Below are 20248 nucleotides of genomic sequence, written 5' to 3'. Positions count from 1 at the left end.
CCAAGATTGAAGTCTGATCCCCGCCCAGCGATACGGCCTGTCAGGGATTTATAACAGTGGTATTCGAACGCATGACGGCGCGGTTTCGTTCCTCCGCCGCCATGGATCTGCGCCTGCGTGTTACGGGCGCAGCAACTCGTTGATCGCGGTCTTGCCGCGGGTCTGCGCATCCACGGTTTTCACGATGACCGCGCAATAGAGCGACGGCCCCTCGCTCCCGTCGGGCAGCGGCTTGCCCGGCATGGTGCCCGGCACGACCACGGAATAGGGCGGAACGTAGCCTGTGTGCACCGCGCCCGTCGCACGGTCGACGATGCGGGTCGATGCGCCCAGATACACGCCCATGGAAAGAACCGCGCCTTCGCCCACGCGCACGCCCTCGGCCACTTCGGAACGCGCACCGATGAAGGCGCCGTCCTCGATGATGACCGGATCCGCCTGCAACGGTTCGAGCACGCCGCCAATGCCCGCGCCGCCCGACAGATGCACGTTCTTGCCGATCTGCGCACAGCTGCCGACGGTCGCCCAGGTGTCGATCATCGCGCCTTCGTCGACGAACGCGCCGATATTGACGAAGCTGGGCATGAGCACGACGCCCTTGCCGATATGGCTGCCCCGCCGCGCGACGGCGCCGGGGACGACCCGGAAACCGGCTTCTTCGAAACGCGCATCGGTCCATCCGGCGAATTTCGACGGCACCTTGTCATAGGCGGGCGCGCCGCCCGAACCGTCCGGCACGATTTCATTGTCATTCAGGCGAAAGGACAGCAGCACCGCTTTTTTCAGCCACTGGTTCACCACCCATTCGCCATCGGCACCGCGTTCGGCCACCCGCGCCTCGCCATTGTCGAGCATTTGCAGCGCGGCCTCGACCGGACGGCGGACGTCGACGCTTTCGGGCGTGACATTGGCGCGGTCCTCGAACGCGGCGTCGATTTGCGATATCAGGTCGGCGTGATCGGTCATGATGGGCGGCATCCTCTGGCGACGGCCCGGTGGGGCCAATGGTTTGCGATGGTTCGCCTATCGCCCGTATCGCGACAGGACAAGAGCCTAGGGCGGTTACGCAGGCCATCGTTCAGCTTCGATGCACGCTCGCTGCGCTATCGGCAAGATCGGACGACCTTTCGATGGGGCGGAGGGAGGCCGGGGCAAGGATCGAAGAGACGCAGACGGGGCAGGGACGAAACAACGCATGACGAGAATGCCGGGTCGAAACGCACAGCCCTCGCGGCATGGCAAATGGGCTTGGGCGCTGTCGGGCTCGATGCTGCTCGTGGCGTGCGGCAGCGGTGGTGGCGGCATGACGAGCACGCCCGCGCCGCCGCCAGCCCCCGCGCCGAGCCCTGCGCCCAGTCCCGCGCCAACCCCGGCGCCGACGCCGGCACCCACGCCCACGCCGACGCCGACGCCGACGCCAACACCCGCGCCCAGCCCGACGCCTACGCCTGCGCCCAGCCCGACGCCCACGCCCACACCGACTCCTAGTCCAACCCCGACCCCGACCTTCACGCCGGTGCCGACCAATTTCGATACGGCGGAATATCGCCGCTCGGACGGGCCGGAGCAGCATAATGTCATCTCCGCCTGGCAGAAGGGCGTGACCGGCAAGGGTGTCGCGATCGGGATCGTCGATACCGGCATCGACCCGGACAATCCGGAATTTGCCGGGCGCCTGTCCGCCGCATCCGCCGATGTCGCCGGAGGTCGCGGGTTGGAATCAGAGGACGGGCACGGGACGCAGGTCGCACTGGTCGCGGCGGCGGCTCGCAATGATACAGGCGTGATCGGCATCGCGTATGATGCGACGATCATCGCCCTGCGCGCCGACACGCCGGGCAGCTGCGCCACCGAAGATCCCGAAGATCCCTCCACCGGTTGCACCTTCGGCGACCGGGCCATCGCCGCCGGCATCAATCGCGCCGCCGACGCGGGCGCGCGGGTGGTCAATCTCTCGCTCGGCGGCGGCAGGGCGGGGCGCGAGGTGCGCGACGCGGTGGCGCGTGCGGCGGCCATGGGCGTCGTGGTGGTCGTGTCGGCGGGCAATGACGGCGATTCCACCGACGTGGATATCGACCCGGACAATCCCGATCCCTTCGCCACCGATACGTTGAGCGGGGCGCCCGCCAACGTTATCATTGCCGGGTCGGTCGATGCCGACAATCGCATTTCGGATTTCAGCAACCGGGCCGGAAGTTTCGCCGCATCCTTTCTCTCCGCGCGGGGCGGGCGCGTGTGCTGCGTCTATGAAAACGGGGAGGTTTTCACGACGGAGGAGGACGGCACGAGCTTTGTCTATGTCGTGTCGGGCACCAGCTTTGCCGCGCCGCAGATTTCGGGCGCCGTGGCCTTGCTGGCGCAGGCGTTTCCCAATCTTTCGGGCGATCAGATTGTCGAGATTCTGCTCAACAGTGCGCGCGATCTGGGCGATCCGGGTGCCGATGCCATCTATGGCCGCGGGCTGCTCGACATCGCCGCGGCGTTCGCGCCGCAGGGGGCGACCACGCTCGCCGGTTCCGCCACGCCGGTCAGCTTGAGCGACGTCGGCGGGACCACCGGCACGGCGATGGGCGATGCGGCCGCAGGTGCCCGGATGGGCGCGGTGATTCTGGATGGATATGACCGTGCCTATGCGATGGATCTTGCCGCCTCGCTACGGGAGGCCTCGCCGACGCCGCGCCTGCACCGCGCGATGGCGGGGACGACGCGCAACCTGGCGTTCGATGCCGGGAAAGTCGCCTTGGGCTTTACCATATCGAACGATTCGACACAGGCGCCCGACCCGGTGTCGCGCCTCACCCTGACCGAGGAGCAGGGCCGGCAGGCGCAGGTCCTGGCCGCGGGCGTATCGGCGCGGCTTGCGCCGGATACCAAGGTTGCCTTCGGGTTCCGACAAGGCGCGGAGGGATTGCAGGCGATGCTCCAAGGCGCGCAGCAGCCCGCCTTCATGATCGCGGGCGATGCGCGCGGCGAGCTTGGCGTGATCGCGCGCACCGATGCCGCGCTCGCCTTGCGCCGCGAACTCGGCGATTTCGGCCTCACGCTGAGCGCCGAGGGCGGGACATTGTGGCAGATGCCCGACCGCGACGCGTTGCGCGATGCGCGGGTCCGGCCCGACCGGATGACGCGCTTTGCCGCGACGCTCGACCGGCAATGGAAGGATGTCGACATCGGCCTCTCGCTCGGCTGGATGGCAGAGGATCGCACCATTCTGGGCAGCCGTTTCCACGCCGCACTGGGGCAGGGCGGCGCCGATAGCGTGATGCTGGATGGCGGGTTCGGCTGGCGGATAGGCGATCGATGGCGGCTCGGCGGCGGTTATCGGCATGCCTTTACCCATGCCCGCGAATCGGGCGCGGTGGCAGGGGGATCGCGCCTGTCCGCCAATGCATGGAACGTGGATCTGGAACGGCGGGGCGTCTTCGGATCGGGCGACGCGCTGGCCCTGCGCCTATCGCAACCGCTGCGCGTGACGGGTGGGGGCGTGCGTTTCAACCTGCCGGTATCGTGGGATTACGACCGGGAGCAGGCGGTTTTCGGCGTTCGCACGCTGGCGCTTGCACCCACCGGGCGGGAAATCGCGACCGAGATCGCATGGCGCGGGCGCACCGTGCTGGGTGAGATGGCGGCGAGCCTTTATTACAGGACCGACCCCGGCCATATCGCCGACTTCCCCGCGGATAAGGGCGTCGCGATGCAATGGTCCCACCGCTTCTGATCCGCCGGGATTGCGGCGGCGTCAAACCCCCTCAGGCCCGATTGCCATCCTCGGTCAGTTCGCGCACGAAACGGACGAGCCCCGTCTGACGCGCGCGGCGCAGGCGTTCCGCCTCCAGAATCTGGCGGACCTGGCGGTAACAGGCGTCGATATCGTCATTCACGACGACATATTGGTAATCGTGCCAGTGGCTGATTTCGGCGCGGGCGCGTTCCATCCGGGCGTCGATGACCTGAGGATCGTCCGTGGCCCGCGCGGTCAGGCGGCGGCGCAATTCGTCGATGCTGGGGGGCAGGATGAAGACCGGCACCACGTCCGCCTCGGCCCGCTGGTGCAATTGCTGCGTCCCTTGCCAGTCGATGTCGAAAAGGAAGTCCTGCCCTTCCTTCAATCCGGCCCAGATGTGCGATTTCGGCGTGCCATAGCTGTGCCCGAAGACATGCGCCCATTCGAGAAAGGCGCTGTCGTCGATCATCGCGTCGAATTTTTCGCGGCTGACGAAATGGTAATCCCGTCCGTCGACCTCGCCCGGACGCATCGGGCGCGTCGTCGCCGATACCGACAAAGCGAGCGCGGGATCGGCGGTGAGCAGCTTGCGCGCGATGGTGGTCTTGCCCGCTCCCGAGGGCGAGGACAGGATGAACATCAGGCCCCGGCGTTGCAGGGCGGGGCGTTCGTGCGTGCCGGTGTCGGGCGAATCTGAAGTTCTGTCCATGGCGGCAGATGCGCGCCATGGGCCACCCCGGTCAAGCCGGGACAGCCCTCATGGCGAAATTAGGGTCCTGGAAAAACCGGGGGATCAGCCCTTGGACCGGCCTTCGCGGATCTGCTTGCGCACCTGCTTGCGGCCTTCGCGCTTGGCATCGCTGCCGCGGGCGCGGTCGTAGATCGTCTTGGCGACCAGCCCGCCGCCAACCGCCAGCGCGCCGGGCACGGAGCCTGTCGCCACGCGGGCCAGCACGGCCGAGGACAGCATGCGCGGGAGCGAGCGGCCCTTGACCACCTTGTCGGCGGCGCTGTCGTTATAGCGGACCTTCAAGAGCTGCTTTTCCGCCACGCGCCGGGTGAGCCGGCCCACCCCGCGCAGGACGATGTCGGTGATGATCAGATTGGTCATCGGGTTCGGGCTGATACCCGGAAGGCGGCGACGCTTGGCCATGGGAATTCCTCGCTGTTCAAATCAGGGCTGGTAAAATCTGGCCCCACAACGAAAACGCGTCGAGCCCCCTATTTCTTCTTTCCGAAATCGACGGTCACGACATTGGAGCCGTCATCGCCATCGGTCGTATCATCAACGCCCGGATTGCCGCCCTGTTCCGCATCGGCCCCCGGCCCGCGGATTGCGTCATTGTTCGCATCCTCGTGGGGTTCGGGCTCCGCATCATGGCCGACGGGCTGAAACTGAAGGCCGAAATCCACCGCCGGATCGACAAAAGCGGTGATCGCGGCGTAGGGAATGACCAGCTTTGCCGGCATCTGGTTGAAGCTCAGCCCGACCGAGAAGAAATCATCGGCCACGACCAGGTCCCAGAACTTGTTCTGCAACACGATGGTCATTTCATCGGGGAAACGCGCGAGCAGATGGTCGGGAATGTCGACGCCGGGCGCCTGCGACTTGAAGGTGATGTAGAAATGGTGTCCGCCGGGCAGGACGCTGCCATTGGCTTGCACCTGTCCCAATACGCGGCCCACGACGGCACGCAGGGCTTCCTGCACGATTTCGTCATAGGGGATCATGCTGTCTGGCGGGGTCTCTGTCATGCGTGCTGAATTGGCAACCCGTCCGCCTCCGGTCAAGCGGCAAAACAGGTTGCGCCGCCTGTCCGCGTGCCTATAGCGGGCGCATGCGGACAGGCCATATCAAGCGCAAGACCCACGAAACCGACATCGACGTTTCGGTCGATCTCGATGGCACCGGGCTTTACGACATTTCGACCGGCATCGGTTTTCTCGATCACATGGTGGAGCAATTCTCCCGCCATTCGCTGATCGACGTGCGGATGCGGATCGACGGCGACCTGCATGTCGATCAGCATCACACGGTCGAGGACAGCGCCATTGCGCTGGGACAGGCGCTCGACCAGGCCTTGGCCGACCGCAAGGGAATCAGCCGTTACGGCACCGCCTATTCGCCGATGGACGAAACGCTGGCGCGCGTGGCGCTCGACATTTCGGGACGGCCGTATCTGGTATGGAAGGCCGGCTTTTCGCAGAGCCGGCTCGGCGAGATGGATACCGAGCTGTTCGACCACTGGTTCCATTCGGTGTCGCAGGCGTGCGGCATCACGCTGCATATCGAGCTCCTCTACGGGCAGAACAACCACCATATCATCGAGGCGATCTACAAGGGTTTCGCCCGCGCCATGCGGCAGGCGGTCGAAATCGACCCGCGCAAGGCCGATGCCGTCCCCTCGACCAAGGGGATGCTCGGCTCCGGCACGCTGGAGGTCTGATCGCTTGGGCGGGCATCTTGCTCTCATCGATTATGGCGCGGGCAACCTTCATTCGGTCGCCAATGCGCTGAAAGCCGCGGGCGCGGGCGATATTCGCGTGACCGCCGACCCCGAAACGGTGCGCGATGCCGAACGCGTCGTGCTGCCCGGCGTCGGCGCGTTCGGGGCATGCGCCAATGCCCTGCGCAGCATCGACGGCATGGTCGCCGCGATGGAGGAACGCGTCCTGTCCGGCAGGGCGCCGTTCCTCGGCATTTGCGTGGGCATGCAATTGCTGGCCACGCGCGGGGTCGAACGCGGCGTGCATGACGGGCTCGACTGGATCGGCGGGGAGGTGCGCGCCATTGCCGTGACCGATCCGGCGATCAAGGTGCCGCACATGGGATGGAACGACGTTGCGCCAATGCGCCATCACGACGGCGCCGAGCTGATCGAGGATGGCGAGGCCTATTTCCTGCACAGCTATCATTTCGCCGCCGACGACGGGCGCGATATTGCCGCGCTGACCGATCATGGCGGGGCGATCACGGCGGCGGTGGCGCGCGACAACCTGCTCGGCGTGCAGTTCCACCCGGAAAAGAGCCAGCGTTACGGCATCGCGCTGCTTGAACGCTTTCTCGACTGGCGGCCCTGAACCCGGATTGCATCGGGAACCTGCGCGCCTGCCGATCCTTTGCGAAGGCGAAGGAGAATTTCCCGCATGACCGATACGACCACGCCGACGAACGCGTCCGACGCGCACACCGCCCGCACCCCGCTCACCGGGCGAAAGGCGATCGTCACCGGGGGCACCACCGGCATCGGGCGCGCCATCGCGGTGCTGCTCGCCTCCGAAGGGGTGGAGGTGTTCATCTGCGGCCGGGACGAGGATCACCTTGCCGACGCGCTCGCCCGCATTGCGGAAGTGGGCACCGGCCATGGCATCGCCTGCGACCTCGCGACGAAGGACGGGCTGGACCGGTTTTACCGGGAGGCCGAGGCGACGCTGGGCGGCTATGACATTGCCGTGCTGAACGCGGCGGCGGGTTATGGCGGCCTGACCGACGTGGACGAGGATGAACTGCGCTATGCCATCGCGCAGGATTTCACGCAATATGTCGTCGGCGCGCACAAGGCCGTGACCCACATGCGGGACCATGGCGATATCGTCATGATCGGCAGCTATTCGGTGCACAAGCTGGGCGGCGGATCGACGGTGTATGCGGGGATCAAGTCGGGCATCCACGGTTTTGCCGAGGCGCTGCGCCGCGAGGTTTCGCAGGAAGGGATCAAGGTCACGCTGATCGTGCCGGCGCTCACCGGATCGGACATGCAGAAGCCCGACATCCCGCCCGAAAAGCAGGCCGAGCGTATCAACGCGCAGACCATGATGCGGGCCGAGGACATCGCCGTCGGCGTTCATTTCGCCCTGACGCAGCCGCGCCGCACCGTGGTGCAGGAAATGGTGCTGGTGCAGCGCGACACCGATGCCTGAGTACCGGACTGACCGGCTGGTCTTCGCGCCCGGCGACGTCGATCTGTCCCGTTCGCCGATGGCGGGAGCGTTCGATGCCGAAACCTACGTGCTGGGTGCGTTCAATCCGGGGATGACACGGCTTGCCAATGGCAATCTGCTGCTCATGGTGCGGGTGGCGGAGGCCTTGCGTCACCCGAAGCACGATGGCCATATTCGCGCGATCCGGTGGGACGGCGGCGCATACCGGCTCGATTCATGGCCGCTCACCGAGGTGGACACCGCCGACCCGCGCAAGTTCATGGTGCCGGGCGGCGGGTGGAAGGTGATGGCCTTGACCAGCCTGTCATGGCTTTTGCCGGTGGAATTGTCTGCGGACGGGTTGCAGGTGGTCGCCGTCCATTACGACCGCGCCATTGCGCCTGCTGCCGCTTATCAATGCTATGGCGTGGAGGATGCGCGGATTTCGCGCGTGGGCGAGCGTTGTTACATGACGACCTGCTCCGTCTCGCCGGAGCGGCATTCGACCACGCTCTATACCTCCGAAAATGCGCTGGACTGGACGCTGGAGGGGATCGTCCTCGACCATCAGAACAAGGACATGCTGATCTTCGAAGGGCAGGTCGATGGCAAGTTCTGGGCGCAGACGCGGCCGCTGGGCGATCTTTATTTCGCCTATCCGCCGGGGAGCGAATGGCGCGCCGGCCCGTCGATCAACCTGTCCCGCAGCCCCGACGCGCTGCACTGGAAACCCCATGACAAGCCGGGCATCCGTCCCCATGCCGCGACGATCGCGACCGCGCGCATGGGCGGGGGGACGCCGCCGATCCTGACCGAGATTGCGGGGATGCGCGGCTGGCTATCCCTCTGGCACGGGGTGGAGCCCGGCGGCATCGTGGGCACCTATCGGACCTATTGGTCGCTGCTCGACCCCGGCGATCCGTCGCAAACGCTGGCCACGCAGCATGAACCCTTGATCGAGGCGAATGAAGCGCTGACGCAGCCGCTGTCCGATGCGATGTATATCGACAATGTCGTGTTCACCACCGGCATCGCCGATGCGGGCGACCATTTCGTGGTGGCGTCGGGGGAGGCGGATCTTGCCTGCCGCATCACCCATGTGCCCAAGGGTGCTTTTCGTCCCGCATAGACGGTGCTACGCGCTGCTTCCATGATCGTATTTCCCGCAATCGACCTCAAGGGTGGGCAGGTTGTCCGCCTTGCCGAAGGCGACATGAACCGCGCCACCGTTTATGGCGACGACCCCGCCGCGCAGGCCCGCCTCTTTGCCGAGGCAGGCGCCATGCATCTGCATGTCGTCGACCTCGACGGGGCCTTTGCCGGGGAGGCCCGCAATCGCGAGGCGGTGGAAAGCATCGTCGCCGATTTTCCCGGCCACGTGCAGCTTGGCGGCGGCATCCGCACGCCCGCGGCGGTGGAGGGGTGGTTCGACCTCGGCGTGTCGCGCATCGTCATCGGCACGGCGGCCCTGACCGATCCCGATTTCGTGAAGGACATGGCCCGCGAATATCCCGGCGGCATCGTCGTCGCGGTGGATGCGCGCGACGGGATGGTCGCGACGGCGGGATGGGCCGATGTGTCCGACGTGCCCATCGCCGACATGGCCAGAAGGTTCGAGGATGCGGGCGTTGCCTCTCTCCTGTTCACCGACATCGGGCGGGACGGCCTGCTCAAAGGCTGCAATATCGACGCGACGGTTGAACTTGCACGCGGCAGCAGCCTGCCCGTCATCGCGAGCGGCGGGGTGAAGGGGATCGACGATATTCGCATGTTGTCGCTCCATGCCAATGACGGGATCGAGGGGGTCATCACCGGCCGCGCGATCTATGACGGGCGGCTCGACCTTGCCGCGGCATTGCAGATCGCGGCCAAGAGCGAGGGGCGCGGATGACCGTCCGGGTTCGCGTCATCCCCTGCCTCGACGTGGCGGATGGCCGCGTGGTGAAGGGCGTGAATTTCGTCGATCTCGTCGATGCGGGCGATCCGGTCGAACAGGCGCGCGCCTATGACGCGGCGGGCGCGGACGAATTGTGCTTCCTCGACATTTCGGCCAGCCACGAAGGGCGCGGCACGCTGATCGACATGGTGCGCCGTACGGCGGAGGTGTGCTTCATGCCGCTCACGGTCGGGGGCGGCGTGCGCGGGGCGGAGGATGCGCGCGCATTGTTGCTGGCCGGTGCGGACAAGGTCGCGGTCAATTCCGCCGCCGTGTCCCGTCCGCAAGTGGTGAGCGAAATCGCCGAACGTTTCGGGAGCCAGTGCATCGTTGCCAGCGTCGATGCGCGGCGTGTGGATAACTCCGGTGACAATTCCGGGGAAAAACGGTGGGAAATCTTTACCCATGGCGGGCGCAAGGCGACCGGCATCGACGCGATCGACCATGCGCGGCGGCTCGCCGATCTGGGCGCGGGGGAATTGCTCGTGACCTCCATGGATGGCGACGGGACCAAGCGGGGCTACGACCTCGACCTCACCCGCGCGATTGCCGATGCGGTGCGCGTGCCCGTCATCGCCAGCGGGGGTGTGGGCACGCTCGACCATCTGGTGGAGGGAGTGACGAAGGGGCATGCGAGCGCCGTGCTCGCCGCGTCGATCTTTCATTTCGGGCAGCATTCGATTGCCGAGGCGCATGACGCCCTGCGCGCCGCGGGGCTTCCGGCGCGGGGGTAGGGAACGCGGGTGCGTTTCGCGTTCGGGCCGCTTGCATTCCGCCGGGCAAATTGCCAATCCTTCCGACCATGTCCGAAACCACCCACCCCCACACGCTGAGCCGGCTGGCCGCGACGATCGACGCGCGCAAGGGCGCCGATCCCTCCTCCAGCTATGTCGCCAAACTGCTCGCCGATGCGCCGGCTTTGCCCGCGCGCAAGCTGGGTGAGGAGGCGGTCGAGACGATCGTTGCCGCCCTGAACGGTTCGGACGAGGACCTGATCGGGGAGGCGGCGGACGTGCTGTTCCACCTCTCGGTCGTGATGGCGGCGCGCGGCCTGTCGATCGGCGATGCGCTGACCGAGCTTGACCGCCGCGACGGCGTTTCGGGCATCGTGGAAAAGGCATCGCGCAACGCAGCGCACGAAAGGAGCGAGGCATGACCCCCGTCGATCCGCGCCAACCCTATGACGACGACAATATCTTCGCCCGGATCCTGCGCGGCGATCTGCCGTGTGAAAAGGTGTACGAGGATGACTGGGCCTTTGCGTTCCACGACATCGCGCCGGTCGCCGATACGCATGTGCTCGTGCTTCCCAAGGGGCGCTACGTCACCTGGGACGATTTCAGCGCGAACGCGAGCGCGGAGGAAATCGCCGGTTTCGTCCGCGCGGTGGGGACCGTCGCGCGCGATCTCGATCTCGTCGATGCGGGCTACCGGCTCATCAACAATATCGGTCCGGACGGAGGGCAGATCGTGCCGCATCTTCACGTGCATCTGCTCGGCGGGCGGGTGATGGGGCCGATGCTGTCTGCAAACTGAACGCGGCGCCGGGAAATTTGCGCGGCGGCGTAATTAAGTTTCTTGTCGCCCCGATGGCCACGCGGCTATGACCGCGGCCATGGATCATCGCCTGCCCGAACCTGCGACCGGAAACATGCGCGATGGCGTGCATTACTATGCGGTGCGAGTCTTTTTCGAGGACACCGATCTTTCCGGCGTGGTCTATCACGCCAATTACCTGCGCTGGTTCGAGCGGGCGCGGTCGGACCTGCTCGACCGGCTCGGCATTGATCAGCGCGCCGCCTTCGATGCGGGCGAGGGTGCCTATGCGGTGAGCGATCTTGCCATCCGCTATGCGGCGCCGGCGCGGCTTGGCGATACCGTCATGATCGAAACGCGCGCCGAGAAAATCGCGCGCGCATCCTGCCGCCTGTCGCAGCGTGCGTTGCGGGGCGGGGACCTGCTCTCGCACATGTCGGTGCGGGTCGGTTTTGTCGCACCCGATGGCCGTCCGCGACGACAGCCAGGCGGCTGGATCGAGGCGTTCGCCGCATTCGATACCCCTTCCCACAGCCCGAAAGAGGCCTGCTGAATGTTGCTCAATACCCTTGCCGCCGTGGCGTCCGCGCCGGCCGCACCGACGCGGCTCGATCCGCTCGAACTGTTTCTCCAGGCCGATATCGTGGTGCAGATCGTGATGGCCGGGCTGATCCTCGCCTCGATCTGGGTGTGGGCGATCATCGTGTCCTTCATGCTTAAGATCGGGCGCCTCAATGCGCAGAACCGCCGGTTCGAGAAGGCGTTCTGGCGCGCCGACGATATCGAGGCGATGGTGACCGGCGACAACAAGCCGGTGCCGTCGCGCAATGTCGCCGCGGCCGGGCTCGCCGAGTGGCGCCGGTCCACGCGCGACGGCGTCCGGGACAAGGACGGCCTGCGCCAGCGCCTCTCCGCAACGCTCGACAGCGCGGTCACGGCGGAAAGCGACAGGCTCGCCGCCCGGCTCAATTTCCTTGCCACCGTCGGGTCGGTCGCGCCGTTCGTCGGCCTGTTCGGCACGGTCTGGGGCATCATGAACAGCTTTTTCCAGATCGGCGCACAGGCGAGCACGAGCCTCGCCGTCGTGGCGCCCGGCATTTCGGAGGCGTTGTTCGCCACCGCCATCGGGCTTTTCGCCGCGATCCCGGCGGTCATCGCCTACAACCGTTTCTCGTTCCGGGTGAACGGGTTCGAAACGCGTCTCTACCGCTTTGCCGACCGGTTCAACGCCTCGCTCAGCCGCGAACTGGAGAGCATGTGACATGGGCGTGAAACTCGCATCCCCATCGGGCGGGCGGGGCCGGCGCGGACGCGGCGGGCGCACGCCCATGGCCGAAATCAACGTGACGCCGATGGTCGATGTCATGCTGGTGCTGCTCATCATCTTCATGGTTGCGGCGCCGCTGCTCGCCGCCGGCGTGCCGGTGAACCTGCCCGACAGCCAGGCCGATGCCCTGCCCAACGACAACGAACCGCTCACCGTCTCGCTCGACGAGCAGGGCCGCATCTTCATCGACGAGGAGCGCATTCCCGCCGGTGCCTTTTCCGAGCGTGTCGCGCTGTTCCTGCCCGGCGGCGGGGAGGCGCCGGCGGTCGTGCTGCGCGCGGATCGCGGCCTTGATTACGGGCGTGTCGTGGCGGTCATGGGCGCGCTCAACAATGCCGGTTTCCGTCAGATTTCGCTGGTCACCAACGGTTCATCGGAAAGCCCATAGCCCATGGCGACGATGACGCCGACAACCCCACCCCTCGACGATGGCGAGGCTCCCGGCTTCGGTCGGGAGGACAGGGCTGGCCTTGGTATCGCGATCGCCGCGCATGGCGCCGTGCTGGCCGGGCTGCTCCTCTTTGCCAAGGATCCGCCGCCCGTCCCGGTCGACATTCCCGAGCCGATCACCGTGACCGTTTCGGAAGAGATCGCGCTGGAATCCGTGTCGCCCGATCCGGCCGCCAATCCCGCGCCGTCCGTGGCGGAGCAGCTCGGCGATCCGACCCCGCCCGCGCCGTCGGTGGCTGAGCCTGTGCCCGCGCCGCTCCCGCCGAGGATCGAGCAACCCGCGCCGCAGCCGCAACCGCGTCCCGAGCCGCGTCCGCAGCCACGCCCCGAACCCCGTCCACAGCCGAGGGCCGAACCCAAACCGCAGCCAAAGGCGGAACCCAGGCCGCAGCCCAAGCCCGCCCCCCGTGCCCCGGCACGCGAGGCGCCGCGCGATCCCGCGCCCGCCCGCGGAAGCCGCCTCGGCAGCGATTTCCTCGCCGGCACCGGCGGCAGCGGGCAGGACCGGCAGCAGCCCGCGCAAAAGGCCGGCCCGCTCACCGCCTCGGCGCTGTCCTCCGCCATTTCGCGCCAGCTGCGCCCGCATTGGAGCGCACCGCAGGGCGTGGACGCGGAAAAGCTGGTGACGGTGCTGTCATGGGAAATGAACCGCGATGGCAGCGTGCGCGGGCGTCCGCGCGTCGTGTCGCAGTCGGGCGTGACCGACGCGAACGAGGCGCAGAAGGACCGCCATGCCGAACTCGCCATTCGCGCGGTGCAGCTGGCCGCGCCATTCGACCTGCCCGATGAATATTACGACACGTGGAAACGCGTGGATTCGTTCCGCTTCGACCGGAGATTGTAAGCATGCTGAAATCCGCCCTCTACGCCGCCAGCGCGGCGCTCGCCCTCCTCGCTGCCCCGGTGTTCGCACAGGATGCGCCCACCGGCGGGCTGACCGGCTCCGTCTCGGATGAAAGCGAGTGGCAGGATCTGGGCATTGCGATCCCCGCCTTTGCGACCGATCGCGACGTGCCGACGCCGGCCGCCCCGCGCACGACCGGGGCGCTGGGCCGGGAGCTGGCGCGGGTGATCACGGCCGATCTTAAGAACAATGGCCTGTTCCGTCCCGTGGGCCCGGACGCGCTGCCGACTATCACCTTTCGCGAGGCGACCGCCCCGCAATATGGCAAGTGGTCGCCGCTTGGCGCCGAGATGCTGGTGCACGGCTTCGTAAAGGCGGGGGCGGACAATCAGCTCACCGTGGGCTGCTATCTCTACGATATCGGGTTGCAGCAGGAGCTGGTGCGCGAAGGGTATGTCGTGTCGCCCGGTGACTGGCGCCGGGCCGCGCACAAATGCGCGGACATGGTCTATTCGCGGCTTTCGGGCGAGGATCCGTTCTTCGACAGCCGCATCGCCTATATCGCCGAAACGGGTCCGAAGGATAACCGGGTGAAACGGCTCGCCATCATGGATTCGGACGGCGCCAACCACAGCTTCATCACGAGCGGGAGCACGACCGCGCTCACCCCGCGCTATTCGCCGGATTATTCGAAGATCGCTTATCTGTCGTACAAGGACGGAAATCCGCGCATCTATATCTACGACATCGCGTCCAAATCGCAGACGCTCGTGACGCAGAGCGGCAATCCCACCTTTGCGCCGCGCTGGTCGCCCGATGGGCGCTACATCCTCTATTCCATGGCGGTGTCGGGCAATACCGACATCTATCGCGTGCCGGCCACCGGCGGACAGCCGCAGCGGCTCACCGATACGCCGGGGATCGACATCGGCGGGTCCTATTCCCCCGACGGGCGCCAGATCGTGTTCGAAAGCGACCGTTCGGGCAGTCAGCAGGTGTATGTCATGAATGCCGACGGCACCGGACAGCGGCGCATCAGCTTTTTCGGCGGGCGCGCGGCGACCCCGGAATGGAGCCCGCGCGGCGACCAGATCGCGTTCACGCATATCGCCGGCAATTTCAGGATCGCGACGATGAGCCCCGGTGGCGGAAACCTGCGCCACCTGACCGACGCGTGGCAGGACGAGGCGCCGACGTGGAGCCCCAATGGCCGCATCATCCAGTTCTTCCGCACCACCCGCAACAGCGGCCAGTCGGAACTGTGGCAGGTCGATCTTACCGGTGACAATCTGCGCCGGCTGGACACCCCGGTCGATGCGTCCGACCCGTCGTGGGGACCGGTTTTGCCTTAACAGCGTTGGTGTTGCATGACGTTGGCGCATCTGGCGCCATTCGATCGGCCGGCGACACCCGACCCCGATCCGATTACAGCAGAAGGAGCCTAAGACAATGCGCTTGATGAACCGCTCGAATATGTCCCGCGCCGCGCTTCTGGCGTGCGGCACGCTCGCGCTCGCCGCGTGCAAGACCACGCCCGACCAATTGCCGCCCGAACCGGTGACGACGCCCGCGCCCACCACCACGACCGGCAACACCGGCGCGAACACCGTCGCCCCCGGAAGCCAGCAGGATTTCGTGAATTCGGTCGCGTCGGATCGCGTTTTCTTCGACACCGACGAATTCAACATCGATTTCGCGGATCAGGCCACGCTGCGCAGCCAGGCCCAATGGCTGATGCAATATCCGAACAAGCGCGTCACGATCGAGGGCCATGCCGACGAACGCGGCACCCGCGAATATAACCTTGCGCTGGGCGAGCGCCGCGCCAATGCCGCGCGCAACTATCTCGTCAGCCTCGGCATTCCCGCCACGCGCATCACCACGGTGAGCTATGGCAAGGAACGCCCGGTCGCCATGGGCTCGAACGAGCAGGCCTGGGCACAGAACCGCCGCGCCGTGACCGTCACGGTGCAGTAAAGCAGGGTCGATTTTCTCTCGCGATCTGGCTATTGCGGTGTGATGGCCAGATCGCGACGATCCGTAGACTGGGGTTTTCCCCGATGGCGCGGCTACGAAGCCGGGCGAGAGGCGCAGAACGTGCGCCTGTGCGACCGCGTGGGTTGCGACGAGCCGGGCGATTGTCCGGCGCCCAAATCCCCCAACAGCCCCGAACGCTGGTATTTCTGTCAGCCGCACGCCGCGGAATATAATCGCGGCTGGGATTATTTCGCCGGCCTGTCCGAAGAGGAAAAGGCCGCCCGTGCCGCGCGGGAGCAGCGCGACAATGCCGGCTATCGCGAATCGGCGCATTATGGCTGGGCCGGATCGGGCGATGGCACGCGCAGCGGCGACGAATTGCGCGCGCTGGAGGTGCTCGAACTCGACCCCGATGCCGATTTCGCCGCGATTAAAAAAGCGTGGCGCCTCCTTGCCAAGCGGGTCCATCCCGATGTGAAGCCCGGCGATGCCGAGGCGGCGCAGGAATTTCACCGCCTGCAACTGGCCTATGACGTGCTGAAGGCGGCGGAAGACCGGCGCCAGTGGCAACCGGACGCGCCGCGTTGAACCGCAGCTGTGTTCGCGCGGTCCGCGTGCGTCAGCTCCGCTTTCGGGGACATTTGCCATGATCGGGCGGCGGCGCTACGCTGCCCCATCCGGGAATGCCGAACATATCGCATTGCCCTCTCCATCAGAAAAATGGGACGCCCATGACGGATAACGGATTTTTGAACGCATCGCGGCGCGGTGTCCTTGCGGGCGGGGTGGCATCCGTCGCCATTGCCAAGACCATGCCCGTCGCGGCGCAGGGGGCGGGCACGGCCCGGCCAGCGCATCCGGCGCCTGCAAAGATGGACGTCGCCATGACCGTCAATGGCACCCGGCGCGAGGTCAATGTCGACACGCGCACGACCCTGCTCGACACGCTGCGCGAACATCTGCAGCTCACCGGGAGCAAGAAAGGCTGCGACCACGGCCAATGCGGCGCGTGCACCGTCATGGTCAACGGGGAGCGGGTGAACAGCTGCCTCAGCCTCGCGGTCATGCACGAAGGGGACGAGATTACCACGATCGAAGGGCTGGGCACGCCTGGCGATCTTCACCCGATGCAGGATGCCTTCGTGCGCCACGACGGCTATCAATGCGGATATTGCACGCCGGGGCAGATCTGTTCCGCCGTTGCGACATTGAACGAGATTGCCCGCGACATTCCGAGCCATGTGACGGATGACCTCACTGGGGCGATCCGCCCCACCAACATGGAAATGCGCGAGCGGATGAGCGGGAATATCTGCCGCTGCGGCGCCTATTCCAACATCGCCGATGCCATGGCCGAAGTCGCGAAGGGCTAACTCATGCGAAGCTTTACCTACGAACGCGCCGCATCGCCCGCCGCCGCCGCCGCGAGCGTCGCGGCCCGGCCCGGCGCGAAGTTCATCGCCGGCGGGACGAACCTGCTCGACCTCATGAAGCTGGAGATCGAGACGCCGGTCCATCTTGTCGACGTGCAGGACATCGGCCTCGACGCGGTCGAGGACACGGAAGAGGGCGGCCTGCGCATCGGCACGCTGGTCAGCAATACGGCGCTGTCGGCGCATCCGCGGGTGCGGCGCGATTATGCCGTGCTAACCCGCGCGATCCAGGCGGGGGCGAGCGGGCAGTTGCGGAACAAGGCGACGACCGGCGGCAACCTGCTTCAACGCACGCGCTGTTCCTATTTCTACGACACCAACATGCCGTGCAACAAGCGCGATCCCGGCAGCGGGTGCGCCGGGATCAACGGCCATTCGCGGCAATTGGGCGTGATCGGCACGTCGGATGCATGCATCGCGACCTATCCCGGCGACATGGCCGTGGCGATGCGCGTGCTCGACGCAAGGGTGGAAACGATGCGCCCCGACGGGCAGGCCCGGTCCATTCCGCTGGGCGAATTTCACCGGTTGTGGGGCGATACGCCGCATGTGGAAACCGTGCTGCAACCCGGTGAGATCATCACCCACGTCGTGCTTCCGCCGCCGCCGCCCGGGCAGCATTTCTACGAAAAGGTGCGCGACCGTGCATCCTATGCCTTTGCGCTGGTGTCGGTCGCGGCCGTCATCGCGCCCGATGGCACCGGGCGCGTCGCGTTCGGCGGGGTCGCGCCGCGGCCGTGGCGCGTGGCGGCGGCCGATGCCGCCCTGCCGCAGGGCGCAGGCGCGGTCATTGCTGCCGCCTTTGCCGATGCGCGCCCGACCGAGGACAATCGTTTCAAGATCAAACTGGCCGAACGCACGCTCGCCGGCGTTCTGTCCCAAGTGCGGAGCTAAACCATCATGAAATTCGATAGCCCCGCAGGAGACAATCTGTTCGACCGCGCCCGGATCGTGGGCAAGTCCACGCCCCGGATCGACGGCGCGCGAAAGGTCACGGGCACCGCGCCCTATGCCTACGAACGCCACGACGTCGCGGCAGGACAGGCCTATGGCTGGATCGTGGGTTCGGCGATCGCCAAGGGTCGCATCGTGTCCATGGATCTCGCCGAGGCGCGTGCCGCGCCCGGCGTCATCGCCATCGTCGCCGCGACCGAGCACGAACCGGTCGGCAGCAGCGATTTCAATTTCGCCCCGCTGTTCGGTGGCCGCGAGGTTTCGCATTACCATCAGGCGATCGCCTGCGTCGTGGCCGAAACCTTCGAACAGGCCCGCGCCGCGGCCGGTCTCATCCGCACGCGTTACGAAAGCGCGGACGGTGCCTTCGATCTCAAGGCTGCAAAGCCGGGCGCCCCGATCGCGATGGAGCGCGGGGAACCGGCACGTTCGTCGGTCGGCGATTTCGACGGTGCGTTTGCGGGCTCTGCGGTGACAGTCGATGAAACCTACACCACCCCGGACGAAGCGCATGCGATGATGGAGCCGCACGCGACCATCGCGGCATGGGATGGCGACGCGCTCACCGTTTGGACCTCGAACCAGATGGTCGAATGGGGGCGGCAGGCGCTGGCCTCGATCCTGCGCATGGATGCGGACAAGATCCGCGTCGATTCGCCGTTCATTGGCGGCGGCTTCGGCGGCAAGCTGTTCGTGCGGGCCGATGCGGTGATGGCCGCGCTGGCCGCGAAGGCGGCAAAACGCCCGGTCAAGCTCGCGTTGCAGCGTCCGTTGATGTTCAACAACACCACCCACCGGCACGCCACGATACAGCGTGTGCGCATCGGCGCGGATCGCGACGGGCGGATCGCGGCGATGGGGCATGAATGCTGGTCCGGCAATATCACCGGCGAAGGACCGGAGGACGGCACGCTGCAGACGCCGAAGCTTTACGCGGGCGCGGGGCGGATGACGGCATGCTATATCGCGCAGCTCGACCTGCCCGAAGGCAATGCGATGCGCGCGCCGGGCGAAACGCCGGGGCACATGGCGCTCGAAGTGGCGATGGACGAGCTTGCCGAAAAGCTGGGCATCGATCCGGTCGAACTGCGCATCGCCAACGATGTGAAGGACCGCATCCCCGGCGGCGAGCAGACGAAGATTTCGGACCGCCATCTCACCCGTTGCCTGCGCGAAGGGGCGGAGCGTTTCGGATGGTCGAAGCGTTCGGCGCGTCCCGCGTCGCGGCGCAACGGCCGCTATCTGACGGGGATGGGCGTCGCGGCGGGCTATCGCGCGGCGCCGGCGCGGACATCGGCGGCGCGGGTCGGGATTGACGATGCCGGGCGCATCTCGGTCGCAACCGACATGACCGACATCGGCACGGGCAGCTATACCATTATCGCGCAGACCGCGGCGGAATGCATGGGCGTGCCGCTCGACGATGTGACGGTGCATCTTGGCGATTCGCGCTTTCCCGTGTCGGCGGGGTCCGGCGGGCAATGGGGCGCGGCGAGTGCGACCGCCGGCGTATACGCCGCGTGCGTCAACCTGCGCGAGGCGATCGCACAAAAGCTCGGCTATGACGCGGCGCGGGCCGAATTTGCCGACGGGCGGATCAGCGGCGGCGGGCGCAGCAGCGCGCTGCGCGAGGCAGGCGCGATGTCCGTCGATGGCGAAATGAGCTTTGGCAAGTTCAAGCAGGAGTACGACATCGGCACCTATGCAGGCCATTTCGTGGAGGTGGATGTCGATGTCTTCACCGGCGAGATCCGCATCCGCCGGATGCTCGCCGTGTGCGACGCGGGCCGTATCCTCAACCCGCTTTCGGCGCGCAGCCAGGTGATCGGCGGGATGGTGATGGCCGCGGGCGCGGCGCTGACCGAACACCTGGTGGTGGATAAACGCTTCGGCTTCTTCGCCAATCACGACCTTGCCCAATACGAGGTGCCGGTCCATGCCGACATCCCGCCGCAGGAGGTGGTATTCCTGGACACGCTCGATCCGATCATCTCGCCATTGAAGGCGAAGGGCGTGGGCGAGCTTGGCATTTGCGGCGTGGGGGCGGCGATCGCCAACGCCGCCTATAACGCGACCGGGGTGCGGGTGCGCGACTATCCGTTGACGCTGGACAAATATCTCGACCGTTTGCCCGCGGTGTGACGGC

23 protein-coding genes are annotated in these 20248 nt (G+C 66.6%); 19 read left to right on the top strand and 4 right to left on the bottom strand.

What is annotated here, in order from left to right:
- Positions 1-120 precede the first annotated feature (120 nt).
- Positions 121-966 (bottom strand): 2,3,4,5-tetrahydropyridine-2,6-dicarboxylate N-succinyltransferase, encoded by an 846-nt coding sequence (gene dapD, locus Q0897_RS05280; RefSeq protein WP_299308033.1) that lies wholly within the window; start codon positions 964-966, stop codon positions 121-123.
- A gap of 229 nt (positions 967-1195) precedes the next feature.
- On the opposite strand from dapD, the gene Q0897_RS05275 reads away from it, so the two are divergent.
- On the top strand, positions 1196-3718 hold the full coding sequence (locus tag Q0897_RS05275; protein ID WP_299308032.1) for a S8 family peptidase: 2523 nt from the start codon (positions 1196-1198) through the stop codon (positions 3716-3718).
- 31 nt (positions 3719-3749) lie between these two features.
- Here the strand turns inward: Q0897_RS05275 and gmk are convergent, their stop codons facing one another.
- The 3 genes from gmk to Q0897_RS05260 form a co-directional block, all read right to left on the bottom strand.
- Positions 3750-4433 (bottom strand): guanylate kinase, encoded by a 684-nt coding sequence (gene gmk, locus Q0897_RS05270; RefSeq protein WP_202085622.1) that lies wholly within the window; start codon positions 4431-4433, stop codon positions 3750-3752.
- A gap of 84 nt (positions 4434-4517) precedes the next feature.
- Positions 4518-4877 carry a hypothetical protein gene (locus tag Q0897_RS05265; RefSeq protein ID WP_202085621.1) on the bottom strand — a complete coding sequence of 120 codons (360 nt, stop codon included), beginning with the start codon at positions 4875-4877 and terminating at the stop codon, positions 4518-4520.
- A gap of 68 nt (positions 4878-4945) precedes the next feature.
- Positions 4946-5479, bottom strand: a complete 534-nt coding sequence (locus tag Q0897_RS05260; RefSeq protein ID WP_299308030.1) for a ClpXP protease specificity-enhancing factor SspB — start codon at positions 5477-5479, stop codon at positions 4946-4948.
- Positions 5480-5562: 83 nt separating this feature from the next.
- Between Q0897_RS05260 and hisB the strand changes: the two genes are divergently transcribed.
- The 18 genes from hisB (at position 5563) to paoC (ending at position 20244) form a co-directional block, all read left to right on the top strand.
- Positions 5563-6171: an imidazoleglycerol-phosphate dehydratase HisB gene (gene hisB, locus Q0897_RS05255; RefSeq protein WP_299308029.1), complete on the top strand. Its 609-nt coding sequence runs from the start codon at positions 5563-5565 to the stop codon at positions 6169-6171.
- 4 nt (positions 6172-6175) lie between these two features.
- Positions 6176-6805, top strand: coding sequence for an imidazole glycerol phosphate synthase subunit HisH (gene hisH, locus Q0897_RS05250; protein ID WP_299308028.1), 630 nt, complete (start codon positions 6176-6178; stop codon positions 6803-6805).
- A gap of 66 nt (positions 6806-6871) precedes the next feature.
- A complete protein-coding gene (locus Q0897_RS05245) occupies positions 6872-7645 on the top strand; it encodes an SDR family oxidoreductase (protein WP_299308027.1) in 774 nt (257 codons plus the stop codon).
- Positions 7638-8774, top strand: coding sequence for a glycosidase (locus tag Q0897_RS05240; protein WP_299308025.1), 1137 nt, complete (start codon positions 7638-7640; stop codon positions 8772-8774). The genes Q0897_RS05245 and Q0897_RS05240 overlap by 8 nt, the downstream gene beginning before the upstream one ends.
- Positions 8775-8795: 21 nt before the next feature.
- Complete coding sequence (gene hisA, locus Q0897_RS05235; protein ID WP_299308023.1) at positions 8796-9536, top strand: 1-(5-phosphoribosyl)-5-[(5-phosphoribosylamino)methylideneamino]imidazole-4-carboxamide isomerase; 741 nt, start codon at positions 8796-8798, stop codon at positions 9534-9536.
- Positions 9533-10315, top strand: a complete 783-nt coding sequence (gene hisF, locus Q0897_RS05230) for an imidazole glycerol phosphate synthase subunit HisF (protein ID WP_299308022.1) — start codon at positions 9533-9535, stop codon at positions 10313-10315. Before hisA ends, hisF begins: the two co-directional genes overlap by 4 nt.
- A gap of 68 nt (positions 10316-10383) precedes the next feature.
- Positions 10384-10737 carry a phosphoribosyl-ATP diphosphatase gene (locus Q0897_RS05225; protein WP_299308021.1) on the top strand — a complete coding sequence of 118 codons (354 nt, stop codon included), beginning with the start codon at positions 10384-10386 and terminating at the stop codon, positions 10735-10737.
- A complete protein-coding gene (locus Q0897_RS05220; protein WP_202085613.1) occupies positions 10734-11117 on the top strand; it encodes an HIT domain-containing protein in 384 nt (127 codons plus the stop codon). The genes Q0897_RS05225 and Q0897_RS05220 overlap by 4 nt, the downstream gene beginning before the upstream one ends.
- A 115-nt stretch (positions 11118-11232) precedes the next feature.
- The gene (locus tag Q0897_RS05215) at positions 11233-11670 is read left to right on the top strand and encodes a YbgC/FadM family acyl-CoA thioesterase (protein WP_299308171.1); all 438 of its coding nucleotides are present in this window, start codon (positions 11233-11235) and stop codon (positions 11668-11670) included.
- The gene (tolQ, locus tag Q0897_RS05210) at positions 11671-12378 is read left to right on the top strand and encodes a protein TolQ (protein WP_299308019.1); all 708 of its coding nucleotides are present in this window, start codon (positions 11671-11673) and stop codon (positions 12376-12378) included.
- Between the two features lies 1 nt (position 12379).
- Positions 12380-12832: an ExbD/TolR family protein gene (locus Q0897_RS05205; RefSeq protein WP_202085610.1), complete on the top strand. Its 453-nt coding sequence runs from the start codon at positions 12380-12382 to the stop codon at positions 12830-12832.
- 12 nt (positions 12833-12844) lie between these two features.
- Positions 12845-13738 carry a hypothetical protein gene (locus tag Q0897_RS05200; RefSeq protein ID WP_299308017.1) on the top strand — a complete coding sequence of 298 codons (894 nt, stop codon included), beginning with the start codon at positions 12845-12847 and terminating at the stop codon, positions 13736-13738.
- A 2-nt stretch (positions 13739-13740) separates the two neighbouring features.
- Positions 13741-15090, top strand: a complete 1350-nt coding sequence (gene tolB / locus Q0897_RS05195; protein ID WP_299308016.1) for a Tol-Pal system beta propeller repeat protein TolB — start codon at positions 13741-13743, stop codon at positions 15088-15090.
- A gap of 106 nt (positions 15091-15196) precedes the next feature.
- The gene (gene pal / locus Q0897_RS05190; RefSeq protein WP_299308015.1) at positions 15197-15715 is read left to right on the top strand and encodes a peptidoglycan-associated lipoprotein Pal; all 519 of its coding nucleotides are present in this window, start codon (positions 15197-15199) and stop codon (positions 15713-15715) included.
- 42 nt (positions 15716-15757) lie between these two features.
- On the top strand, positions 15758-16303 hold the full coding sequence (locus tag Q0897_RS05185; protein ID WP_202085605.1) for a J domain-containing protein: 546 nt from the start codon (positions 15758-15760) through the stop codon (positions 16301-16303).
- 143 nt (positions 16304-16446) lie between these two features.
- Positions 16447-17088, top strand: coding sequence for an aldehyde dehydrogenase iron-sulfur subunit PaoA (gene paoA, locus Q0897_RS05180; RefSeq protein WP_299308014.1), 642 nt, complete (start codon positions 16447-16449; stop codon positions 17086-17088).
- A 3-nt stretch (positions 17089-17091) separates the two neighbouring features.
- Complete coding sequence (locus Q0897_RS05175) at positions 17092-18042, top strand: xanthine dehydrogenase family protein subunit M (protein WP_299308013.1); 951 nt, start codon at positions 17092-17094, stop codon at positions 18040-18042.
- A 6-nt stretch (positions 18043-18048) separates the two neighbouring features.
- A complete protein-coding gene (paoC, locus tag Q0897_RS05170) occupies positions 18049-20244 on the top strand; it encodes an aldehyde oxidoreductase molybdenum-binding subunit PaoC (protein ID WP_299308012.1) in 2196 nt (731 codons plus the stop codon).
- Positions 20245-20248 lie beyond the last annotated feature (4 nt).

This window comes from uncultured Croceicoccus sp. (assembly GCF_947496385.1).
GTDB lineage: Bacteria > Pseudomonadota > Alphaproteobacteria > Sphingomonadales > Sphingomonadaceae > Croceicoccus.
Note: the sequence above shows the minus strand (reverse complement) of the source record. Positions and strands in the feature narration are given on the sequence as shown.